The following is a 19,726-nucleotide window of genomic DNA, read 5'->3' on the forward strand; positions in this document are numbered from 1 at the left end:
ATGCCGGTGTGGCAGGAGCACCTCGATCAGGGCCCGGGTACCGGCCGCGTCGCCGTGGGCTTTGCGGGCGGCCGCCCACCAGGCGTCGTGCGCGAGCGGCTGCCGGGGGCTGGCACGCGAAGGCGGCTCGCCGGATGAGTCAGGCGAGCAGCTGCTCGCTCACGTCCCACAGCCTCCGCGCGTCCTCAGGGTCGAGCATCGCCGAGTTCGCGTCGGCCGGAATGCTGTCCTGGGTGATGGGGCGTTGTTCGTCGTCGAGTACCGCAACGTCGTTGTCTTTGAGGTAGACCCCGCCGATGCCGTCGAGCAACGGGCTGGCCGCACCGAACACGATCGTGGCCGCGCCCTGCTCGACGGTCTTCTTCCCCGCTTGCGGGTCGATGATCGTCACGCCGTTGTCGTCGACGAGGCCCTGCGCGCGGTAGGACTCCACCCGCGCCGGGTCGTGCGGGCCGGGTCCGATGATGACGCCGGGGTGGGCCGCGAAGGCGCGGATGCCTTCTTCGGCGTAGCGACGGTCGAGCTCGACGGTGAACAGGACGTTCGCCCGCTTGGACTGCGCGTACGCGGTCACAGGGTGGTACCCGCCGGCGAAGTTGAGGTCGTCCCAGTGGATCGCGCCGATCCGGGCGGCACCGGAAGTAACGGTGAGTACGCGGGCTCCGCCGGCTGCCCGCAGAGCCGGCAAGAGCGCCCGGGTGAGCTGGAAATGACCGAGGTGGGAGGTCGAGAGGGCCAGTTCGTGACCCCGGGCGTCGAGCCGCAGCTCCGGCCCGAACAGCACCGCCGCGTTGTTCACCAGCATGTGCAGCGGGCGGCCCGAGTCGATCCATCGAGCGGCGAAAGCGTCTACCGAGGCCGGATCGGTGAGGTCGAGCTGCTCGATCCGGATGCCGGGAGAACCGTCGACGGCTGCGGCTGCCCGCTCGGGGTCGCGAGCCGCGACGGTCACCGCGGCGCCGGCCGCCGCGAGCGCGCGGGTGACCTCGCGGCCGAGCCGGCTGTGCCCGCCGGTGACGATGGCCTCGCGCCCGCTGAGGTCGACACCCTTCAGGACATCGTCCGCGGTAGAGGCGGCGGTGAACGGGGTGTGCAGCGGTGCCTGGCGCATGAGGTGCTCCTTGTTTGAAGGCGTCGTTGTCATACGTCCAGTCTGATAGTCGTCGTTCGGACGCGGAATCATTGCGAATCCAGGTTTTTTGCTTCAGAGTACGGGAGTGATGGATCAGCCCCTCGATGCCTTGTCCGACGTCTTCGACCAGGTGGAGGTCCGCGGCGTGTTCACCGGCGGGTTCGCGGTTCGCGGGCCCTGGACCTCGCGCGTCACGGTGTCGCGGCCGCTGAAGCTCGTCGCTTTGGTTGCCGGATCCGCGCGCGTCAGCGTCGACGGCCCAGGCGGACCCGATGGCCCGGTCGAGTTGGCCCCCGGCGACGTCCTGCTCCTCAATCACCGCACCCACTTGGACGTTCAAGGCGGCCGGGGCGACGGTCCGCCGACGGAACTCCACCCCGACGCGAACTTCGATTCCATGGCCCTGGCCGCGGCCGACCTGTCGACGGACGACGTGGTCCTCGGCGGGTGGATCCAAGTCAGCCCGGCGGGCCAGGAGCTGCTCGGCGCCGCGCTGCCCGGTCTCGTCCACGTCGGCGCTCCGACACCGGCGGCATCCCGCCTGACCGCCTTGGTCTCGCAACTCTACGCCGAGGCCTCCAGCCGACGGCTCGGCTCCGCGTTCGCTATGCGCCAGCACGGGCAGCTGATCCTCCTCGAACTGCTCCGGGCATACCTGGAGCAAGAACAGCCGCCGATCGGGTGGCTCAGGCTGCTCGCCGATGAACCCCTCGCACCGGCACTGCGACTCATGCACGAAAATCCCGGCCGAGCCTGGGAACTGGTCGAACTCGCCCGCGCCGCGAGCATGTCCCGGACCAGCTTCGCCGAGCGGTTCCGCATGGTGGCCGGCACCCCGCCTCTGGCCTATCTGTCGCGCTGGCGGATGCTCCTCGCACAACGCGCACTGCGCAACCCCGACGTACGCGTCGGAGCACTCGCCGCCCAACTCGGCTACGGATCGGAGAGCGCCTTCAGCACCGCGTTCAAACGCGAGATCGGCGAATCTCCGTTGCGATACCGCCGACGGGTGAGCGCGACTGGACAGACCCCGATCGCGACAAGGGCTCCTATGCCGCCTTCGAGGCCGAGCATGTCGGTGGCGACCGTGAGCGGGACTGGGCAGAGTGGGAATCATGAGCACCCTGGGCAGTGAACGGAAAGTGCATGCGGCGTCGTTCGACCGGGCGGCTGAGGCGTACGAGCGGGGCCGCCCGCCCTATCCGCCGGAGGTCGTGCCGGCGGGCGCACGCCGGGTGCTGGACCTCGGGGCGGGCACGGGCAAGCTGACCCGGGTGCTGGTGGACGCCGGGCTGGACGTCGTCGCGGTCGAGCCGTCGGAGAAGATGCGGGAACAGTTGACGGCGTCCGTGCCGGAGGCCGAGGCGCTTGCGGGGGCCGCCGAGCGGATCCCCCTGCCCGACGCGAGTGTGGACGCCGTGGTGGTGGCGCAGGCGTGGCACTGGGTGGATCCGGCGGTGGCCGTGCCCGAGGTGGCGCGGGTGCTGCGGCCGGGCGGGACGCTGAGCCTGATCTGGAACGTCCGCGACCACCGGGAGCCGTGGGTCGCCCGGCTCGACGAGCTGCTGCACCGCCACACGCGCGCGGAGATCGACACGGCGCCGGCAGTGGGGGCGCCTTTCGGCGATCCGGAGCGTACGGAGATCCGGTGGACGCATCGGCTGACGCGCGGGGAGCTGCTGGACATGGTGGCGTCGCGGAGCTACGTGATCGTGCTGCCGGCGGCGGAGCGGGCGCGGCTGCTGGCGGACGTCGAGGCGCTGGTGGGTGACGCCGGCGAGGTCGAGATGCCGTACGTCACCCACTGCACCCGCGTGACGAGAGGCTAGAGGGCAAGACCGGTTTCCGGGTCGAAGAAGCGGAGGCCCGTACCCGGGAAGTGGAAATCCACCCTGTCGCCGGCGGCGGCCCGGAAACCGGCGCCCGCCTGGATCTTCAGCTCGCCGCCCGCCCAGCGCACGGTGAGCAGCACCGCGGCCCCCGTGGGCTCCGCGACTTCGACCTCGCCGCTGAGGCCAGGACGGTCGACGGCGACGTTCTCCGCGCGGATGCCCACGGTGACCTTCTTGTCCGGCCAGCTCGCGAGCCGCTCCGGGGCCTCCAGCGACACGTCGCCGACGACGAGCCTCCCGTCCTGCACCACCGCGTCGAAGAAGTTCATCGGCGGGGCGCCCAGGAAGCCGCCGACGAACCGGTCGGACGGCTCGTCGTAGACCTCCATCGGGGCGCCGGCCTGGATGATCTTGCCGTCACGGAGGACGGCCACGCGGTCGCCGAGGGACATGGCCTCGGCCTGGTCGTGGGTGACGTAGAGCGTGGTCGTGCCGAGGCGGGCGACGATCTTCTTGAGCTCGGCCCGGAACTGCATGCGCAGCAATGCGTCGAGGTTGGACAGCGGTTCGTCCATGAGCAGGACGTCGGCGTCGACGGCGATGGCCCGGGCGACCGCGACGCGCTGGCGCTGGCCGCCGGAGAGCTGCGCCGGGTAACGGTCCAGATAGTCGGTCAGGTCGAGCAGATCCGCGGCCCGCTCCACCCTTTCCGTGATGGTGGCCTTGTCGATCTTGCGCATGCGCAGGCCGAAGCCGATGTTGTCGCGCACGCGCAGGTGCGGGAAGATCGCGTACGACTGGAAGACCATCGACAGGCCCCGCTCGCGCGCCGGCAGCCGGGTGACGTCGCGCCCGCCGATCGTGACCGTGCCGCTGTCGGGGACCTCGAGGCCCGCCACCATGCGCAGCAGGGTCGTCTTGCCGCAGCCGCTCGGGCCGACCAGCACCAGGAACTCGCCGTCCGCCACCTCGAGGGAGACGTCGTCGGTCGCCCGGCGGCTGCCCGACGGATAGGTCTTCACCAGGTTGCTCACGGTCACACCGGCCATGAGGAGTCCTTTCAGCGGAGCGTGGTTCCCCACATGTTCAGCAGGTAGCGCCGGGCGACGGCGATGAAGATCAGGGCCGGCAGCACCAGCGCCAGGCCGCCCGCGAAGCGGAAGGCCAGCGGCGAGTCGGCCAGCGTGGCGAGCACCTGCGCGGGCAGGGTCCGCCGGTTGAGGGTGAGGATGCTGGCGCCCAGCACCTCGTTCCAGGAGAGGACGAAGGTGAACATCGCCGACGCCGCGATCCCGGGCAGCGCCTGCGGCACGACGATCCGCGCGAACGCCGCGAACGGGGACGCGCCGAAGATCATCGCCGCCTCCTCCTGCTCGCGCGAGACGCCCAGGAAGATCGCCGACGTGATCAGCACGGTGGTCGGGAGCGCCAGCGCGGTGTGCAACAGGGTGACCGCATAGGTGCTGTCGTAGAGACCGACATCAAGAAAAATGCGCCCCAGGGGTACGGACAACACGACGATCGGCAACGCCCGCGTGAGCAACAGCCCCAATTGGTACGGGTCCTTGCCCCGGAACGCGTACCGCGCGAGTGCGTACCCGGCGGGCAGACCCAGCAGCAGCGCCAGCACGACCGTGCTCAGCCCGATGGTCAGCGAGTTCACCAGCCCGCCCACGATGCCCGTCGACTTGAGGAACGTCGACATCGTCTCGCCGGACAGGCTCGTGGGCAGCAGCGGCAGCGGGAACTCGTTGAGCGACTCCCGGCTGGACAGCGCCGCGAGCGTGATGAGGTAGAGCGGCACGCCCATGAACAGGCTCACCGCGATGCAGCCCAGCTGCACCCAGATCCTCTCGCGCCGCGACATCAGCCCACCTCCGGCGTACGCCGCATGAGTCGCAGATAGCCGATCGCCGCGAGGATCGACAACGCCAGCACGACGAGCGCGATCGCGGTCGCCACGTTCGGATTCTGCAACGTGTAGTACCACTGGTACGTCTCGCCGACCAGCAACGGGAAGTTGCGGCCCGTGAGGGCTTGCGCGACGGCGAAGGCTTCGAGCGCGAGGATCGTACGCAGGATGAGGGCGACCTGCAGGCTCGGCCGCAGCTGGGGCAGCAGCACGTGCCATACGCGCTGCCAGTAGGAAGCGCCGAAGACCTCGGCCGCCTCGTCGTAGTCGCGCGGCACGCCCTGCAGGCCGGCGACCACGATCACGAAGACGAGCGAGGTCGCCCGCCACAGCTCGGCCAGCACCACGGCGAGGAACATCGTGCCGGGGTGCTCGAAGGACAGCCACGCGTACGAGCCGAGGCCCAGGTGGTCGAGCACCGAGTTGAGGTAGCCGCGATCGGTGAACACGGACAGCCAGACGAGCCCGGCCGCCAGGTCGCTGATCGCCAGCGGCACCACCCAGATGTAGAAGTGCAGGCCGGCCAGGCGGGGCCGCTGGCGCAGCAGGAGCGCCATGAGGATCGCCAGGCCGAACTGCAGCGGGATGAGCACCACGATGAGCAGCGCGGTGTTGCGCGTGGCCTCCCAGAAGTACGGGTCGTCGGCCATCCGGGAGAACCACGCGGTCGTGAAGCCGTCCGGGCCCGAGAACGCCTGCCAGATCCCGGACAGCAGCGGATAGAGGAACAACGCCGCCATGAAGATGATCGACGGCAGGATGAGCAGGAGCGGGCCCCTGCTCCGGGTGCCGGTCGCCATCAGGCGGCTCGGCAGGTCGCGCCGGCCGGGTCGGGCTGCCAGCACGGGATCTTGAGCTCGTCCATGATCTTGTTGAGCTCGGTGGCCTGCGCGTCGAGCACCTGCTGCACCGGCTTGCCGTCGAGGCAGATCTCCTTGAAGCAGTTCTTGAAGATCTGGCCGACCTCGCCGTCCCGGGCGCCCAGGCCCACCGGCGGCAGCGACAGGATCGCATTCTCGGCGTCGCGCTGCTTGCTGACCGCGCCCTCGGCCAGTGCCACCGCCCCGGGCAGGTCACCGGGGATCTGCGCGTTGGTGACCGGGAAGAACGAGTTGGCCTTGAGCACGTCCACCTGCACCTCGGGCGTGGTGAGCGCCTTGATGACCTCCTTGGCCTTGTCGGCCTCGGGCGCGCCCTCGGGGATGCCCAGCCCGGCGAGCACGAGCATGTAGCCGAGCCCCTTCGGCCCGCTCGGCGCCGGCACCATGAGCCAGTCGTCCGGCTTCGCCGTGGGCGCGCCGACCAGCCGCGCCACGTGGTCGAACCCGACGAGCACCTCACCCCGCTCCAGCGGCTCCTGCAGGTTGTCGTAGTTCGTCGAGGCCGTCGCGGCCTGGGCCCAGAGCTCCTTCATGTACGTCCACGCGGTCACCGCCTCGGGACTGCGGAACGTGGTGATCTGCCCGCCGGTGAAACTGGGCAGCAGGAAGCCCTGGAAGAACCGGTGGTAGAGCCCCTTGACCCCGGCCGGGATCCCGAAGACCGCCTTGTTGCCGTTGCCCGCGCGCGCCGCCGTCATCCAGTCGAGCAGCTGGTCGTACGTGAGCTTGGTGACGTCCACCCCGGACGGCAGCCACTGCAAAGCCTTCTTGTTCACCGCGAGCACATAGCTGGCCTGCATCCACGGCACGTACTTGGTCGTCGGCCCGCCCAGCTTGGCCAGGTCCGTCGTGTCGGTCGCGAAGCCCCGGTCGCCCAGCTCCCCGAGCACGTCGTCGAGGTCGATCAGCCGGTCCTTGTGCTGCGCCAGGTCGCCGTGCAGGGCGCCGACCAGGCTCACCTGCACCTTCCCGGCGTCCACCTGCGTCTGCAGCGTGGACGAGAAGATGCCGGTCTCCACCTGGTTGAAGGCGACCTTCTCGCCGGTCACCCGCTTGCTGAGAATCTCCTCGAACCGCTGCCGCTCCTCGACCGGGCTGAACTGGTTCGACATGAGCGTGACGGACCCCTCGCCGCCCTCGGCCCCGCTCGTCGAAACGCCCCCGCAGGCCCCGAGCAGCGGCGCGGCGGCAACCCCGGCCCCGAGCGTCAGCAGCGAACGCCGGCTGAGCCCCTGAGTGATGTCCAATCCGGTACGGCGCGTCATCGTCGACCCCTCCCGTCATGACCTCTATGGGCCACAATCTATGGCACGACCCGGGAGAGTGCGCTCGTTACGTCACCGAAACGATACCTGATGATCCACTCAGGACTGCCCGCTCGTGCCTTCACGGCGGCCGCGGACGTTCTACGCTCGCTTCCGGGGCCGGCCCTCGGCGCACTCCCCGTTCGATGCCTATGGCCGCCGCCTGCCCGATCCTGCACACAATCTCCACCAAACCGACGCCGGCGCGGGCTTGGATGATCGGGTGGATCAGATCGCGTACATGGACACCGCCGCGGCCACGCCGATCGGCACCGCCTACAAGCAGCACTTCGCCGCCCGGCTGGACCTGCGCGCCGGTCACACCGTGGTGGATCTGGGCTGCGGCCCGGGCACGGACCTGGGCCGCCTCGCCGCAGCAACGCCCGGCGGCAGAGTGATCGGCATCGACCGCGACCCGCGCATGCTCGCCGAGGCCCGGCGCCGCCACCCGACCGCCGAGGTCCACGAGAGCGACCTGCACGCCCTGCCGTTGCCGGACGCCGGCGCCGATCGAGCCCGCACCGACCGCGTCCTGCAACACGTCGACGATCCGGCCCGCGTGCTCGCCGAGGCGCGTCGCGTCCTGCGCCCGGGCGGGCTGCTGGGCCTGGCCGAGCCGGACTGGGACACGCTCGCCGTCGCCGACGAGGATCTGGTCACCAGCCGCGCCTTCGCCCGCTTCGTCGCCGGCCGGGTGCGGAACGCGGCAATCGGGCGCGACCTCGTCCGCCTGTGCGTCGCAGCCGGTTTCGAGGTCCGGAATGTGACACCGGTGCCTGTCCTGTTCCGCGACTTCGCGACGGCGGACGCCATCCTGGGCCTGCGTCGTAACGCGGACCGGGCGGTCGCCGCTGGTGCGCTGGCCGGACCGGCCGCCGCCACCTGGGTGGCACGCCAGGAGCGTGGCCCGGTCGTCGCCGGGTTCACGTGCTACATGGTGATCAGCGCCGCGGGCGGCTGATGCGGCCGCAGCCGGACGACGCGGTCGAAGTCGGCTGTCCGGAACAGCTCCGCGGCCGCCCGGCGGAGGGCCGAGACCAGCCGTCGCGCGAATCTCCTCGGCGGAGGAAACCGCCTGCCGTCATGAACAACGCCGACCCGCGGAGGGCCCCGCCGATCGACAGCACGCCGAATCGAGTCACGCCCACACCGGATTCTCGGCCGCCGACCTGGGTGCCGCAAGAGCGTCCGGGCGGGCCGGCCGTCACACTGGGGGCATGGATCGAGATCTTCGGGCGGCCCGTGAGCTCGCCGCGGACCTCGCCGTCCGGGCCGGGCGGCTGCAGTTGGAGCGGCGGGACACGCTCAAGGTGGGCGCACCCAAGGCGCACGTCAACGACGTCGTCTCGGACGTCGACATCGCCAGCGAGAAGCTCATCGTGGACGCACTCTCCGAAGCGTGGCCGGAGGATGCGGTCCAGGCCGAGGAGGGGCACGGGCGGGAGGGGACGACCGGCTGGAAGTGGGTGGTCGATCCGCTCGACGGCACCCGCAACTACATCAGCCGTACGGGCCCCTGGTCGGTCTGCGTCGCGCTCTACCACGGCGACGAGCCCCGGGTCGCCGTCGTGTACGAGCCGGTGGCCGGGGAGACGTTCAGTGCCGTCGCCGGCGCCGGGGCTCGGCTGAACGGTGAGCCGCTCACGGTGGAGGGCGGGCCGTCGCTCGAGAAGGCGCTGATCGGGGTCAGTTTCCAGCCCAACCCGGCCACCAAGGAGCGGGCGGGCAAGGTGATCCGGGAGCTGCTGCCCCGCGCCGGGGACATCCGGCGGCTGCCGGCCGCGCTCAACCTGGTGTACCAGGCGGCCGGGCGGCTCGACGGCGGGCTGGCGCTCGACACGTTCCTGTGGGACATCGCCGCCGGCGCGCTGATCGCGAGGGAGGCCGGCGTCGTCCTCAACGACTACTCGACCGAGCTCACCGTCGGCGCCGCCCCCGCGTTGTGGGAGGAACTCCGGGCAGCGGTCACGATCTGACCGCAATGGCCGTCAGGCTGGGGCCATGACTGCTACGTGGAAGATCGAGCTCGTCCCCGTCCCGGTCACCGACGTGGACCGGGCCAAGGAGTTCTACGTCCGGATCGGCTTCGCCGCCGACCATGACCGGCAGGTGCGCGAGGGCCTGCGCTTCGTGCAGCTCACGCCGCCCGGCTCGGCGTGCTCCATCGTGATCGGCGAGGGCATCACCGGCAAGACGCCCGGCACGCAGGAGATCCAGGTCGTGGTGCCGGACGCCGAGATCGCGCGCAAGCAGCTGGTGGAGGCCGGTGTCGAGGCGAGCGAGATCGACGATCAGCCGTGGGGGCACTTCGTGTACTTCAAGGACCCCGACGGCAACAGCTGGTCTCTGCAAGCCATCGATCACCGGCCGCAAGGTTAAGACGACACCGGCAGGGAGATCTGCGAGACGCCCGTGCGGACACCGACCACGGTGCCCGCCGGGTAGCGCAGCGTGTGGTCACGGTCGGTCGAGATCAGCACGACGCCGATCCGGTGGCCGGCCGCGAACACGTGGTCCTGGGTCTGCAGCTCCCACCGGAAGGTGTAGGGCTGCCCCGCGCGGATCGGCGTCGTCACGGCCGGCGAGAGGCGGTTGCGCACGTCCGTCCACCCGTGGGACACAATTTCGTACGGCGTGGATGCCGTCACGTACTCCCGCTGCGCGAAGCAGCCGGGGTCGCCCTCGATGCCCGCCCCGATGCAGTCCTGCGTGGGCAGCGTCCGGATGCCCGCGTACCGGTCCGCCGTCCCGTAGTCCACCAGCAGGGCCGTCAGGTACGGCGAGTCGCCGGTCAGGTCGGCCCGCACCCTGATCGTCGGCGTCCCGGAGAGCCGCAGCGGCGACTTCAGCGGGGCAGTGACATAGGCGAGCCGGTTCGGATCCGCGCTTTCCGGTGCGGAGACCAGATCGGCTGCCGTACGCGCGGGATCGTCGGCGAAGGTCTCCCGCACCGCCGGCCCGGCCCCCAGCGTCCCGCCGGCGCCCAGCGCGAAGGTCCTGCTGGACGGAGCCGGCCACTTCCGTGAGGTCTGCCAGACGTTCGGGGCGGTTTCGACGTCGGCGATCGGCTCCCGCATGATCCCCGTGTCGATCTTGTAGAGCCACTGGTCGAACCAGCGGTTCAACGTCTCGAGCCAGACCTGGCGCCGCACGACGAACGCGTCGGTGTGCGGGCCCTGGTGCCACCAGATCTTGCGCGGCACGCCCGCCTTCCCCAGCGCGTCCCACCACTGCCCGGTCTGCAGGGTCCGCACGTTGTCGTCGTGCAGCCCGTGCACCAGGAACACACTCGCCCGCACCTTGGACGCGTTCTTCACGTAGTTGCGCTCGTCCCAGAAGGCGTTGTAGTCGCCGGTCACCCGGTCCTGGTCACGCTCCAGCGACGCCATCACGTCCGCACACACCTCCGGGTTCTCCCGGGTGAGCACGGCCTTGGCCAGCACGTCGGTGTCCTCGCCCTGGAAGCCGCCGGGCGCGACCACGCCGCCGTTCGCGCGGTAGTAGTCGTACCAGCTCGAGATGCCCGCGATGGGCACGATCGTCTCCAGGCCCCGCACACCGGTGGCCGCCACGGCGTTGGGCAGCGTGGCGTTGTAGGAGACCCCGATCATTCCCGTACGCCCGGAGGACCACGAGGCCCGTACCGGCGCACCGGCGGCGTCGACCCCGCGCGCGCGACCGTTGAACCAGTCCACGACCGCCTTCATGCCGAGCGTCTCGTTGCGCCCGCCGGAGGTGGGACAGCCGGTGGAGCCGCCGGTGCCGAGGCTGTCCGCGAAGGCCACCGCGTAGCCCCGGGGTACGAAGTAGTTGTCCAGGTATCCCGAGAAGACGATCTCGGGATCCGCGGTCGACGCCGCCAGCGACCGGGAGCCGGCGCCGCGGTCGATGTCGTCGTGGTTCGGCACGTCGTTGAGGCCGGCGTAGTACGGGCTCGGCTGGAAGATCACGGGGATCGGGCCGGTCGCCTCGCGCGGGCGGATGATGCGGACGGCCACCCGATCGGGTTGTCCGTCGGCGTCGCTGTCCACGGGAGCCTGAACCCAGACCTGCTCACGGATGGCCTGGGTGTAGTCGTAGATGGGCTGGGTTCCGGTGGCCGGTCCGGCCGGGGGCGCTGCCGCCGCGGGGGACACAGCCGTCAGGGAAACGGTCACTGCTGCGAGGAGGATCGTCGTCCGCCTGGGATGCATGCCCTACCCTATCGTCCGGCATCGATCGTCGGGTCCCGTCGCAAAGGAGCGCCACCCTTGTCCGGTACGGATCACGGGCACGCCCGCCGCACGGTGGTGTTCGCCGTCGCGCTCACCCTGTTGCTGCTGGTGGCCCGGTCGGGCTCCCCCGCTCCGGTGCTCTACGTGGCGCTGATCTTCTTCGTCATCACGGCCACCCTGTGGATCCGCGGGCAGTACCTCGACAGCCTCGATCACGCCCAGTGGATCCTGCCGCGGAAAGCCGGCGTGGTCCTGGGCGTCGCGGCGGTCGCGTTGCTCGCGTCGTACCTCGTCCTGCACAGCGGCGGCACCGCGCTGGCCGGGGTCCTGGTGCTCTACTTCCTGGCGGGCTCGGGGCTCATGTGGCTGCGCCAGTCCCGCCGCGCCGAGCCGTACCGGCTGAAGTGGGGTTTGATCCTGCTCGGCGCCGGGGCGGGGCTGGGCCTGGCCGGGCTGATCGTGCTCGGCCGCGGATCGGGCACCGCGTGGGTGGTCCTGGAGCTCGTGCTGCTCGGGGCGGCGTTCCTGCTCCTGCTCCCGGTCGGCCTGGTGATCGTCGCGGAGTCCGCGGTCCGCCGGATGTGCGCCGGTCCGCGTCGCGATCGGATCCGTGCGGGCGCCGCCGGGATCCTTCTCTACGGCGGCGCGCTGGGCGTCGTGTGGGCCCTCACCCGCTCGCCGTGGCTGCTGGGCGCGCTGATCGTCCTGGCGCTGCTCGTGATCGCGATGACGTCGATGACCCAGGCGGACGTCGCGGCGGTGATGTGTGTGATCGCGCTGCTCGGCGTCACGCCGCTGCCCGCCGACGTGCCGCCGGAGCTGGCGCCGAACCGCGACGCGAGCCGGCTGCTGGTCGCGTTCGGCGACTCCTACATGTCCGGCGAGGGCGCCTCCACCTATTACCGCGGCACCGACGAGGGCGGGGGCAACCAGTGCCGCCGCTCCCCCACCGCCTGGTCCGCGCTGGCCGGGCAGCAGCGCCCCTTCGACCGCGTCGAGTTTCTGGCCTGCTCCGGGGCCAAGACCCTCAACATCCAGACCCCCACCCTCGATGTACGCGCCGGAGCGCCGGCCCCGGAACCGCAGGACGGCGAGCCGGGTACGCAGCTCGACCGTTACCTGGCCGACTACGGCGCCGGATACAAACCGAGCCTCGTGGTACTCGGGATCGGCGGCAACGACGCGGGCTTCTCGACGATCGGGCTCATGTGCCTGGCCCCGGGCAACTGCAGCTCGCAGGAGTCGCTGTGGACCGAGGCGCTGCCGCAGGTGCAGGCCGGGTTGCGGGACACCTATCGGCAGCTGAGCACGGTGTTCCCGGACACGCCGGTGGTCGTGGTCCCGTACCCGGATCCGATCAACCTCCGGGGACGCTGCGACGACGTGTCGCTGAGCGCCCGGGAGCGGGTCTTCCTGCACGAGTTCGTGACGGGCGGACTGAATCGGATCATCGCGTCGACGGCGGCCGAGTTCGGCTTCTACTACCTGGGCGACATGGAGACCGCGCTCGCCGACGCCCACCTGCAGCTCTGCGACGAGCGCAACCAGGGGCGGCCGGGGCTCAACTTCATCGGCGTGCGCTCGGTGCGGGGCGTGGCCGAGCAGCGGTTCAACCCGGCGAACTGGTCGCACAGCAGCCTGCACCCCAACGAGCGCGGGCACGCCGCGATGCTGCGCGCCTTCGAGACGTGGCTGCCGGCCGATCCGGGCACGCTGCTGCCCCGGCTCCCGGCCAACCCGGCGTCGGCGGCGACCCTGGCCGCGGACGCGGACGCCCCGGCCGCCGTGCCTCCGTGCGACGTGCTCGACACCAGTCCGAAGGGGTGCCGGCCGCTCGGCATGCAGTGGGCCAAGGGCCGGATCAGCGCCATGCTGCTCACCCAGGGCTGGCTCGGGCTCGTCGCGCTCGCGGGCATCTGGCTCGCCGCCGTAGCGTTCTTCGGGGACCGCCGGCACGCCGCCCTGAAAGATCAAAAGAGCCCGACCGGCGCTTGAGCCCGCCCGTGAAGATCAAATTACTCTGATCAGAAACGGTCACGAGGCTTGTACTCCGGGTCGTGCACGCTGGTCCGGGGCGGACACCCGCTCCCACCGGCTCCGGCCGATGCATCCGCAAGCCGGACGGCAGGCGGCGTGAACAGGCCATTCACGATCCCGTTGATCACGTTCCCGGTCAATTCAGGACACGATGACCTTGGCATAAATCACTGCTTGTAATCCCTCAAACACGCTCCGTACTCTGGTCTCAGAGCACATCGATTGGCTTGAGTGCCATAGAGAGACGGTGGCCTCGGCTCAGCACATCGGGGAGCGTCGCATGGTTGTCAAGGTTGTCGAGCAGATCAACGACGACGAGCTCATCGAGACCACGTGGAAAATGTACGAGGAGACCTTCCGCGGGATCAATGCCCTCGCGGTGCAGCGTCACCTCATGTTCCGCAACGAGTTCGACGAGGTGATGCGGGACGGCAGGGTGCAGAAGTACCTGAGTCTCGACGACGAGGGCAACCTGGTCGGGCTGTCGACGTACACGAACGACCTCGACGCGATGCCGCTCATCTCGCCGGCCTACTTCGAGCGGCGCTGGCCGGAGCTCTACGCCCAGCGCAAGATCTGGTACTGCGGCTTCGTCGCGGTGGCGCCCACGGGCCGCGCCAACTCGTCGTTCGGCGACCTCGTGGAGGCGATGTACCTCTTCGCGGCGGCCCAGGGCGGCATCATCGGGCTCGATTTCTGCAGCTACAACGACGAGCAGCGCAAGATGGGCCGCGTCGTCCGCCTGATGCTGCAGCGGCTGTCCGGCAACTGCGACGCCGAGATGATGGACGCGCAGCAGTTCTGGATCTACCAGTTCCCGCAGGCCGCCTGAGCTCCCGGCTTTTCTCCGCCCGTGTCCCCCCGGACGCGCGCAGGCGGCCCGAACCTCGAAGGTTCGGGCCGCCCCGCGCGATCGGGCACGCCGGCACCGCTCACCGCTTCGGCCGGATCCGAGCTTTTGGGGGGCTGGCGGATCCTGCCGGCACGAACCTCCTCTCCGTCTCGGGATCGGGGAGCGGCACGGCGTGTTCCCTGCTGAGTCTTCAGTTGTGCGGGGGATCAGTAGCGCTGGTCGTCGGGGTGGCCGCCCGGGTAACCGCCCGGCGGCGGCCCGCCCTGGTAGCCCTGGGGCCCCGGCTCACCCGGCCGCCGGTCGTAGGGGTCGCCCGGGTAACCGCCCGGGTACTGCCCGCCGGTGTAGTGGCCGGGGTGGCCGCCGCCCGGAGGACCGGCCGGGTAACCGCCCGGTGTCGGGCCCTCCGGGTAGCCACTGGGCGGGTAACCCCCGCCGGCCGGACCGGCCGCGGGCGGCGGAGCGAGCTCCGGCTGCCACGGGTTGTGCCCGTTCACGGCGGCGTTGGCCCGGGCGTTCTCCATCATCGCCTTGATGCTCATGGGCTCCGGGTGGTCCAGCCCGGTGCTGCGCTGACGCGGGATGTCGGCGACGAAGGCGTTGTCACCGCCGCGGCCGATGCCGTGGTAGACGCCCGGCCGGGCCTTGCGCATGATCAGCGCCCAGATGAAGCCCGCGATCGCGAAGACCAGGTAACCGGTCGGGAAGAGCCAGTGGAAGATCGAGCCGTCCTCCACCTGCAGCAGGTCGCCGAGGCCGATGACGGTCGCCGCGAGAATGATGCTGAGCAGCACGAAGGCGATGATCGGGGCGATGCGGCTGCGCCAGGCGCCCTCGTGGTGGTCGCTGCGCTTGTGGAAGAACATGATGACCGCCGCCGAGGCGCTCCACATGAGGATCAGCACGCCGAGGCCGCCGACCGTGGTGAGCCAGGCGAAAAGGTAGACCAGCGGGTCCGCCCCGGTGATCCGGTAGATGACCAGCACGCCCAGGGCCAGGATGCTCTGGGTGATCGAGCCGACGATCGGCGCCCCGGTCCGCGGGTGGGTGTAGCCCCAGGCCCTGGGCAGCACGCCCTCGCGACCGAGGGCGAACTGATAGCGGGAGACGGCGGCGTGGAAGGCCAGCAGCGCGGCGAAGATGCTCGTCATGAACAGCACGTAGCCCACGTTGATCAGCACTTCGGGCACGTGCGGGCTGACGAGGTTGAAGACGAGGTCGGTCTCGTCGGACTCGGCGCGCGCCACGATGGTGCGCGGGCCGGCGCCCACCGACATGGCCCAGGCGGACAGGCCGCAGAGCAGGCCGGCGAGGATGACCGCGAGGTGGGTCGCCCGGGCGATGGTCCGTTTCGGGTCCTTGGTCTCCTCGGAGAGCACCACGGTCGCCTCGAAGCCGACGAAGCCCGCGATGGCGAGCACCATCATGGCCGCGACCTCGGGCGTGAAGACCTGCACCGGGTTGAGGGTGGAGAAGGACACCGAGCCGCCGGCCGGGTTCGCGACCATGATGACGTCGTAGATCAGCACGATGGCGATCTCGGCGACCAGCAGGACCGCGAGCACCTTGCCGCTGAGGTCGACCCAGAGCAGGCCGAGCACGGCCGTCAGCACCCAGGCCGCGATCGCGCACGTGAACCAGCCGACCGTGAAGCCGAGCCCGTCGAGCACCCCCGAGGCGACGACCCCGAAGAGCCCGAACAACCCGATCTGCATGAGCGCGTACGCCGGGAGGGCCACGAACGCCGCGCCGACGCCCGGGATCCGGCCCAGCCCGTGGCTGATGTAGGAGTAGAAGGCACCCGAGTTGACGATGTGCCGGCTCATCGCGACGAACCCGACCGTGAAGATCGAGAGGATGCCGGCGACGACGAAGTAGATGAGCGGAACCGCGGTGTTGCCGACCACTGCGTAGATGGTCGTGATGCTGCCGATGATCACCGTCAGGGGCGCGGCTCCCGCCACCCCGAAGAAGACCACGGAAGGGACACCGAGCCGGTTCCGTGCCAGTGCGGTGGACACGATGTCCGGTTCGGACATGTCCTTACGTGCCATCAAGAGCCTCCCAGCCCACTGATCGAAGTTGTCCCGCCGGCGGTGGTGCCGGCCGACCGGGCTCACCGCCGACCGACGGCGAGCACCGATCCCACGGACGCCTCCGTGTGCTCGATGAGCTGGCGCAGGTCCTCCGGCAGCGAGCCGATGGCCGTCGGCAGCTGCGTGAGGGCCTGACGGTGCACCTCGAAGTCCCACAGCACGTAACGCGTGAGCCCGGTGGCGACCACCAGGCCGGCCAGCAGCCTGTCCCCGATGGACATCTCGAGGCCGCGGACCATGATGTTGGCCAGCCGCATCGGCGCCCAGGCGGCGGCGTTGCGCTGCGCCTCGTTGTTGGGCATGTAGAAGGTCTGCGTCGACAGCATGCGCCGGCGGGTCACCGACTCCACGGCGCCGGAGCGCATGAGCCGCTCCCCCACCCGCTCGGCCGCGTCCTGGGACAGGTAGGCGAGCCAGGTGCGCACCTCGCGGTGCTGCGGCTGGGCGATCAGCAGCTCGAGAATCGAGTGCGACAGCGAGTCGCGCGGTGGCATTCTGCTGTCTATCCGCATTTCCCCGTCGATGATGCGCAGACGGCCCTCGAGCACCAGCTCGCCGAGCAGGGCCGCGGCCAGCCCGAGCCCGGTGGCCCGGGGGTGCAGACGGGACCGGCCGGTGCGGTCCTCGTGTGCGATCAGGAAGAACTGGTCAGCCAGCACGCCGCCACTCCTTTGGAAACGTCGACCCGATTGTCGACGGGGCAACAACCTGTATAGAAGGCAATAACTCGCTGTCGGAAGCATCATGTACCCACCCTCGGGTTCAACGCAAGAAGTACTAGACTCGGAAACTCGGCAGTGTCGTCCACCGTGGAATCGACACCCGTGCGACCATGTGCACGCGCGCACAGGGTGCGAGGATCCGCCGGCCCGGAACAAGTACGCGGCGCCGTAATTTCATGACGAGGGAGTTCGATGTCCACCGACGAGGGACCCACGCTGCGACGGCGTCGTCTGGGCGCCGAGCTGAAACGCTGCCGCGAGCGTGCCGGATTGACCCAGGAAAGCGTGTCCCGGCATTTCGAATGGCACTCGGCCAAGGTCACCCGGATCGAGACGGCGCGGGTCGCGGTGACCCCGCGTGACGTCCGTGACCTGCTCACGCTCTACGGCGTGCAGGACGAGCAGTACCGCGAGGCGCTGCTCGAGCTGGCCCGCGCCTCGAAGCAGAAGACGTGGTGGACGGACTACCGCGACATCATGCGGCCCGGTAACTACGTGGGCCTGGAGGCGGAGGCCTCGATGCTGCGCGTCTGGGAGCCGATCGTGGTCCCGGGGCTGCTGCAGACCGAGGCGTACATGCAGGCCCTGATGCGCACCGGGCGTTCGTGGGAGCCGCCGGAGCAGATGGCGCGGCGGGTGGCGCTGCGGCAGAAGCGGCAGGCGCGGCTCACGGGGACGAACCCGCTGGATCTCGACGCGATCGTCGACGAATCGATCGTGCGACGCACGATCGGGGGACCCGCGGTGATGGAGGCCCAGCTCCGCCATCTCATCGACATGGCCGTATTACCGAACGTAACCGTGCAAATTCTCCCGTTCGATGCCGGCGAACACCCCTTCCTGGGGGGTTCAGCTGCACTTTTGGAGTTCCGGGAGACCACTCATTTGGATGTAGTTTACTTGGAGGGACTTGCGGGGGACCTCTACGAAGAGCAACATTCAGAGGTCGCTCGCTACCGAGCTGAGTTCGAGCGGCTGAGCGAGAGGGCACTGGACCCCCGGTTGACCCTTAAGATGATCGAGAGCCTGCTGCGCACATAGCGGCAGGCTGTCGGAACAACTGCATATTGAAGGGAGGTGCATGGGCATGCCTGCACACCATCTCCACGCCGCCGTTTGGAAGAAAAGCAGTCGCAGCAACGGAAACGGCGGCAACAACTGTGTCGAGGTCGCGTTCCTCGACACAGCCGTTGCCGTACGCGACAGCAAGAACCCTTCCGGTCCCGCTCTCATCTTCAACCCGGCGCACTGGTCCGAGTTCGTGAACTCGGCCAAGAGCGGCGAGTTCGATATCAACCGCTGAGAGCCTACCGATCTGCACGGACAGACGGGAAGTGCGCACGCAACGTCAACTTCCCGAGGGTTCATGATCCAATTTAAGATGGTGCAAAGCTCCTGATCAGAGGGACGCAAGCATCAGTCCGAAACCGGACAGCCGAACGGGGCGCCTTTCGCGGGGCGTCCCGTTCGTGCAATTTGCATGATCGTGTGCCAGATCGATCTCCATGCTTGCAGGTCATAGCCCTCGGGACCGATCAGCGGCATACTGATGACGCACCCTCCGTATTGACGAGACCACTTAGAGTAAGGGGCCTTCGTTGCGTCATCTCTCCGCCATCGTTGCCACGCGCACCGCGGCGCGCCCGGTCCACCCCGGACCCGTCCTCGAGATGCGGGCCGCCCGCATCGTCGAAGCACTCGAGACCTTCCGAGCCGCTTTCCCCGGCGTGAAGCCGTTCTACGCGACCAAGTGCAACACCCACCCCGGCGTCCTCAGCACGCTGCACGCGGCCGGGTCCGGCTTCGAGGTGGCCTCGGTGCAGGAGATCGAACTCCTCACCGAGACCGGCGTCCAGCCCTACGACATGCTCTTCAGCAATCCCGTCCGCGCCCGCGAGCAGACCGCCCGCGCCGCCGCGGCCGGCGTCTACCGGTTCAGCGTGGACTCCTCCGAGGAGCTGCGCCGGGTCGCCCAGGAAGCGCCGGGCAGCTGCGTGTACGCCCGCCTCGGCACCTTCGGCGGCGACGACAGCGTGGTCCCCAGCGAGGGCAAGTTCGGGGTGGACGCCGCCGGCGCGATCGGCCTGCTGCTCGAGGCGCGCGAGATGGGCCTGACCCCCTACGGCGTGACCTTCCACATGGGCTCGCAGTCCCTCTCCCCCACCGCCCTCGACCAGCCGCTGCGCGACGTGGCGGCCATCATGGACCGGCTGCTCCGGGCCGGCATCCGGCTGCAGATGGTCGACATCGGCGGCGGCTTCCCGGCGCGCTACGACGAGCCGGTGCCCGCGCTGACGGAGTTCGGGCACGTGGCCGCGGCCGGTGTGGCCCGGCTGCCGTACCCGGTGGAGGTCTTCGCCGAACCCGGCCGCGCCCTGGTCGCCGAGGCCGGGACCTTCCGCTGCCGGGTCATCGGGGTCGCCCAGCGCCCCTCCGGCTGGTGGGCCCACACCGACCTGGGCGTCTTCAACGGCATGATGGAGGTCCTCGAGTCGGGTGGCGACCTGCACTACCCGATCCACGACACCCGGCGCACCCGGCTGCGGCGCTGCTACCACCTGACCGGGCCGACCTGCGACAGCCAGGACACCTTCGCCCGCGACGTGCTGCTCTCGGCCGACCTGCGCGAGGGCGACGAGCTGCTGATCGGCTCGGCGGGCGCCTACACCTCCGTCTACGCCTCCCGCTTCAACGGCTTCGCGCCGCCGCGGGTGGTCATGATCTGACCCTCGCCCCGGTGGCC

At 69.9% G+C, this 19,726-nt stretch carries 18 protein-coding genes; 10 read left to right on the plus strand and 8 right to left on the minus strand.

The annotated features are described in order from the left end of the window. Positions 1-139: 139 nt before the first annotated feature. Entirely contained in the window at positions 140-1,111 is a 972-nt protein-coding gene (locus RAN62_RS10430) for an SDR family NAD(P)-dependent oxidoreductase (RefSeq protein WP_305784346.1), read from the minus strand. Between the two features lie 109 nt (positions 1,112-1,220). Here RAN62_RS10430 and RAN62_RS10435 point away from each other — a divergent pair, with 109 nt between their 5' ends. After that, the gene (locus tag RAN62_RS10435; protein ID WP_305784347.1) at positions 1,221-2,267 is read left to right on the plus strand and encodes an AraC family transcriptional regulator; all 1,047 of its coding nucleotides are present in this window, start codon (positions 1,221-1,223) and stop codon (positions 2,265-2,267) included. Continuing rightward, positions 2,248-2,961 carry a class I SAM-dependent methyltransferase gene (locus RAN62_RS10440; RefSeq protein ID WP_305784348.1) on the plus strand — a complete coding sequence of 238 codons (714 nt, stop codon included), beginning with the start codon at positions 2,248-2,250 and terminating at the stop codon, positions 2,959-2,961. Before RAN62_RS10435 ends, RAN62_RS10440 begins: the two co-directional genes overlap by 20 nt. On the opposite strand, the gene RAN62_RS10445 is transcribed toward RAN62_RS10440, so the two are convergent. From RAN62_RS10445 to RAN62_RS10460, 4 genes are read right to left on the minus strand one after another with little or no spacing between them, the layout of a single operon-like run. Then, positions 2,958-4,013 (minus strand): ABC transporter ATP-binding protein, encoded by a 1,056-nt coding sequence (locus RAN62_RS10445; protein WP_305784349.1) that lies wholly within the window; start codon positions 4,011-4,013, stop codon positions 2,958-2,960. The genes RAN62_RS10440 and RAN62_RS10445 overlap by 4 nt on opposite strands. 11 nt (positions 4,014-4,024) lie before the next feature. Next, positions 4,025-4,831 (minus strand): carbohydrate ABC transporter permease, encoded by an 807-nt coding sequence (locus RAN62_RS10450; RefSeq protein WP_305784350.1) that lies wholly within the window; start codon positions 4,829-4,831, stop codon positions 4,025-4,027. Continuing rightward, on the minus strand, positions 4,831-5,721 hold the full coding sequence (locus RAN62_RS10455; protein WP_305784351.1) for a carbohydrate ABC transporter permease: 891 nt from the start codon (positions 5,719-5,721) through the stop codon (positions 4,831-4,833). Before RAN62_RS10455 ends, RAN62_RS10450 begins: the two co-directional genes overlap by 1 nt. Further along, positions 5,676-7,022, minus strand: coding sequence for an ABC transporter substrate-binding protein (locus RAN62_RS10460; protein ID WP_305784352.1), 1,347 nt, complete (start codon positions 7,020-7,022; stop codon positions 5,676-5,678). The genes RAN62_RS10455 and RAN62_RS10460 overlap by 46 nt, the downstream gene beginning before the upstream one ends. A gap of 262 nt (positions 7,023-7,284) precedes the next feature. Between RAN62_RS10460 and RAN62_RS10465 the strand changes: the two genes are divergently transcribed. From RAN62_RS10465 to RAN62_RS10475, 3 genes are all read left to right on the plus strand, one after another. Then, positions 7,285-8,022 (plus strand): methyltransferase domain-containing protein, encoded by a 738-nt coding sequence (locus tag RAN62_RS10465; protein WP_305784353.1) that lies wholly within the window; start codon positions 7,285-7,287, stop codon positions 8,020-8,022. Between the two features lie 256 nt (positions 8,023-8,278). Further along, entirely contained in the window at positions 8,279-9,037 is a 759-nt protein-coding gene (locus RAN62_RS10470) for an inositol monophosphatase family protein (RefSeq protein WP_305784354.1), read from the plus strand. 25 nt (positions 9,038-9,062) lie between these two features. After that, positions 9,063-9,440: a VOC family protein gene (locus RAN62_RS10475; protein ID WP_305784355.1), complete on the plus strand. Its 378-nt coding sequence runs from the start codon at positions 9,063-9,065 to the stop codon at positions 9,438-9,440. Here the strand turns inward: RAN62_RS10475 and RAN62_RS10480 are convergent. Beyond that, positions 9,437-11,254 (minus strand): Xaa-Pro dipeptidyl-peptidase, encoded by a 1,818-nt coding sequence (locus RAN62_RS10480; protein ID WP_305784356.1) that lies wholly within the window; start codon positions 11,252-11,254, stop codon positions 9,437-9,439. The two genes, RAN62_RS10475 and RAN62_RS10480, sit on opposite strands and share 4 nt — an antisense overlap. Positions 11,255-11,311: 57 nt before the next feature. On the opposite strand from RAN62_RS10480, the gene RAN62_RS10485 reads away from it, so the two are divergent. After that, a complete protein-coding gene (locus RAN62_RS10485) occupies positions 11,312-13,270 on the plus strand; it encodes a GDSL-type esterase/lipase family protein (RefSeq protein ID WP_305784357.1) in 1,959 nt (652 codons plus the stop codon). A gap of 322 nt (positions 13,271-13,592) precedes the next feature. Next, positions 13,593-14,144 carry a hypothetical protein gene (locus RAN62_RS10490; protein WP_305784358.1) on the plus strand — a complete coding sequence of 184 codons (552 nt, stop codon included), beginning with the start codon at positions 13,593-13,595 and terminating at the stop codon, positions 14,142-14,144. Between the two features lie 227 nt (positions 14,145-14,371). Here RAN62_RS10490 and RAN62_RS10495 read toward each other — a convergent pair whose 3' ends face one another. Then, positions 14,372-16,219, minus strand: a complete 1,848-nt coding sequence (locus tag RAN62_RS10495) for an APC family permease (protein ID WP_305784359.1) — start codon at positions 16,217-16,219, stop codon at positions 14,372-14,374. 62 nt (positions 16,220-16,281) lie between these two features. Continuing rightward, positions 16,282-16,920 carry a GOLPH3/VPS74 family protein gene (locus RAN62_RS10500; protein ID WP_305784360.1) on the minus strand — a complete coding sequence of 213 codons (639 nt, stop codon included), beginning with the start codon at positions 16,918-16,920 and terminating at the stop codon, positions 16,282-16,284. Between the two features lie 255 nt (positions 16,921-17,175). Here RAN62_RS10500 and RAN62_RS10505 point away from each other — a divergent pair, with 255 nt between their 5' ends. The 3 genes from RAN62_RS10505 to RAN62_RS10515 all read left to right on the plus strand — a co-directional run bounded on the left by RAN62_RS10505 (position 17,176) and on the right by RAN62_RS10515 (position 19,709). After that, positions 17,176-18,024, plus strand: a complete 849-nt coding sequence (locus RAN62_RS10505; RefSeq protein WP_305784361.1) for a helix-turn-helix domain-containing protein — start codon at positions 17,176-17,178, stop codon at positions 18,022-18,024. Positions 18,025-18,070: 46 nt separating this feature from the next. Continuing rightward, entirely contained in the window at positions 18,071-18,286 is a 216-nt protein-coding gene (locus RAN62_RS10510) for a DUF397 domain-containing protein (protein ID WP_305784788.1), read from the plus strand. Between the two features lie 295 nt (positions 18,287-18,581). Then, a complete protein-coding gene (locus tag RAN62_RS10515; RefSeq protein WP_305784362.1) occupies positions 18,582-19,709 on the plus strand; it encodes a type III PLP-dependent enzyme in 1,128 nt (375 codons plus the stop codon). Positions 19,710-19,726 lie beyond the last annotated feature (17 nt).

Source organism: Symbioplanes lichenis (assembly GCF_030709675.1).
Taxonomy (GTDB): domain Bacteria; phylum Actinomycetota; class Actinomycetes; order Mycobacteriales; family Micromonosporaceae; genus Actinoplanes; species Actinoplanes lichenis.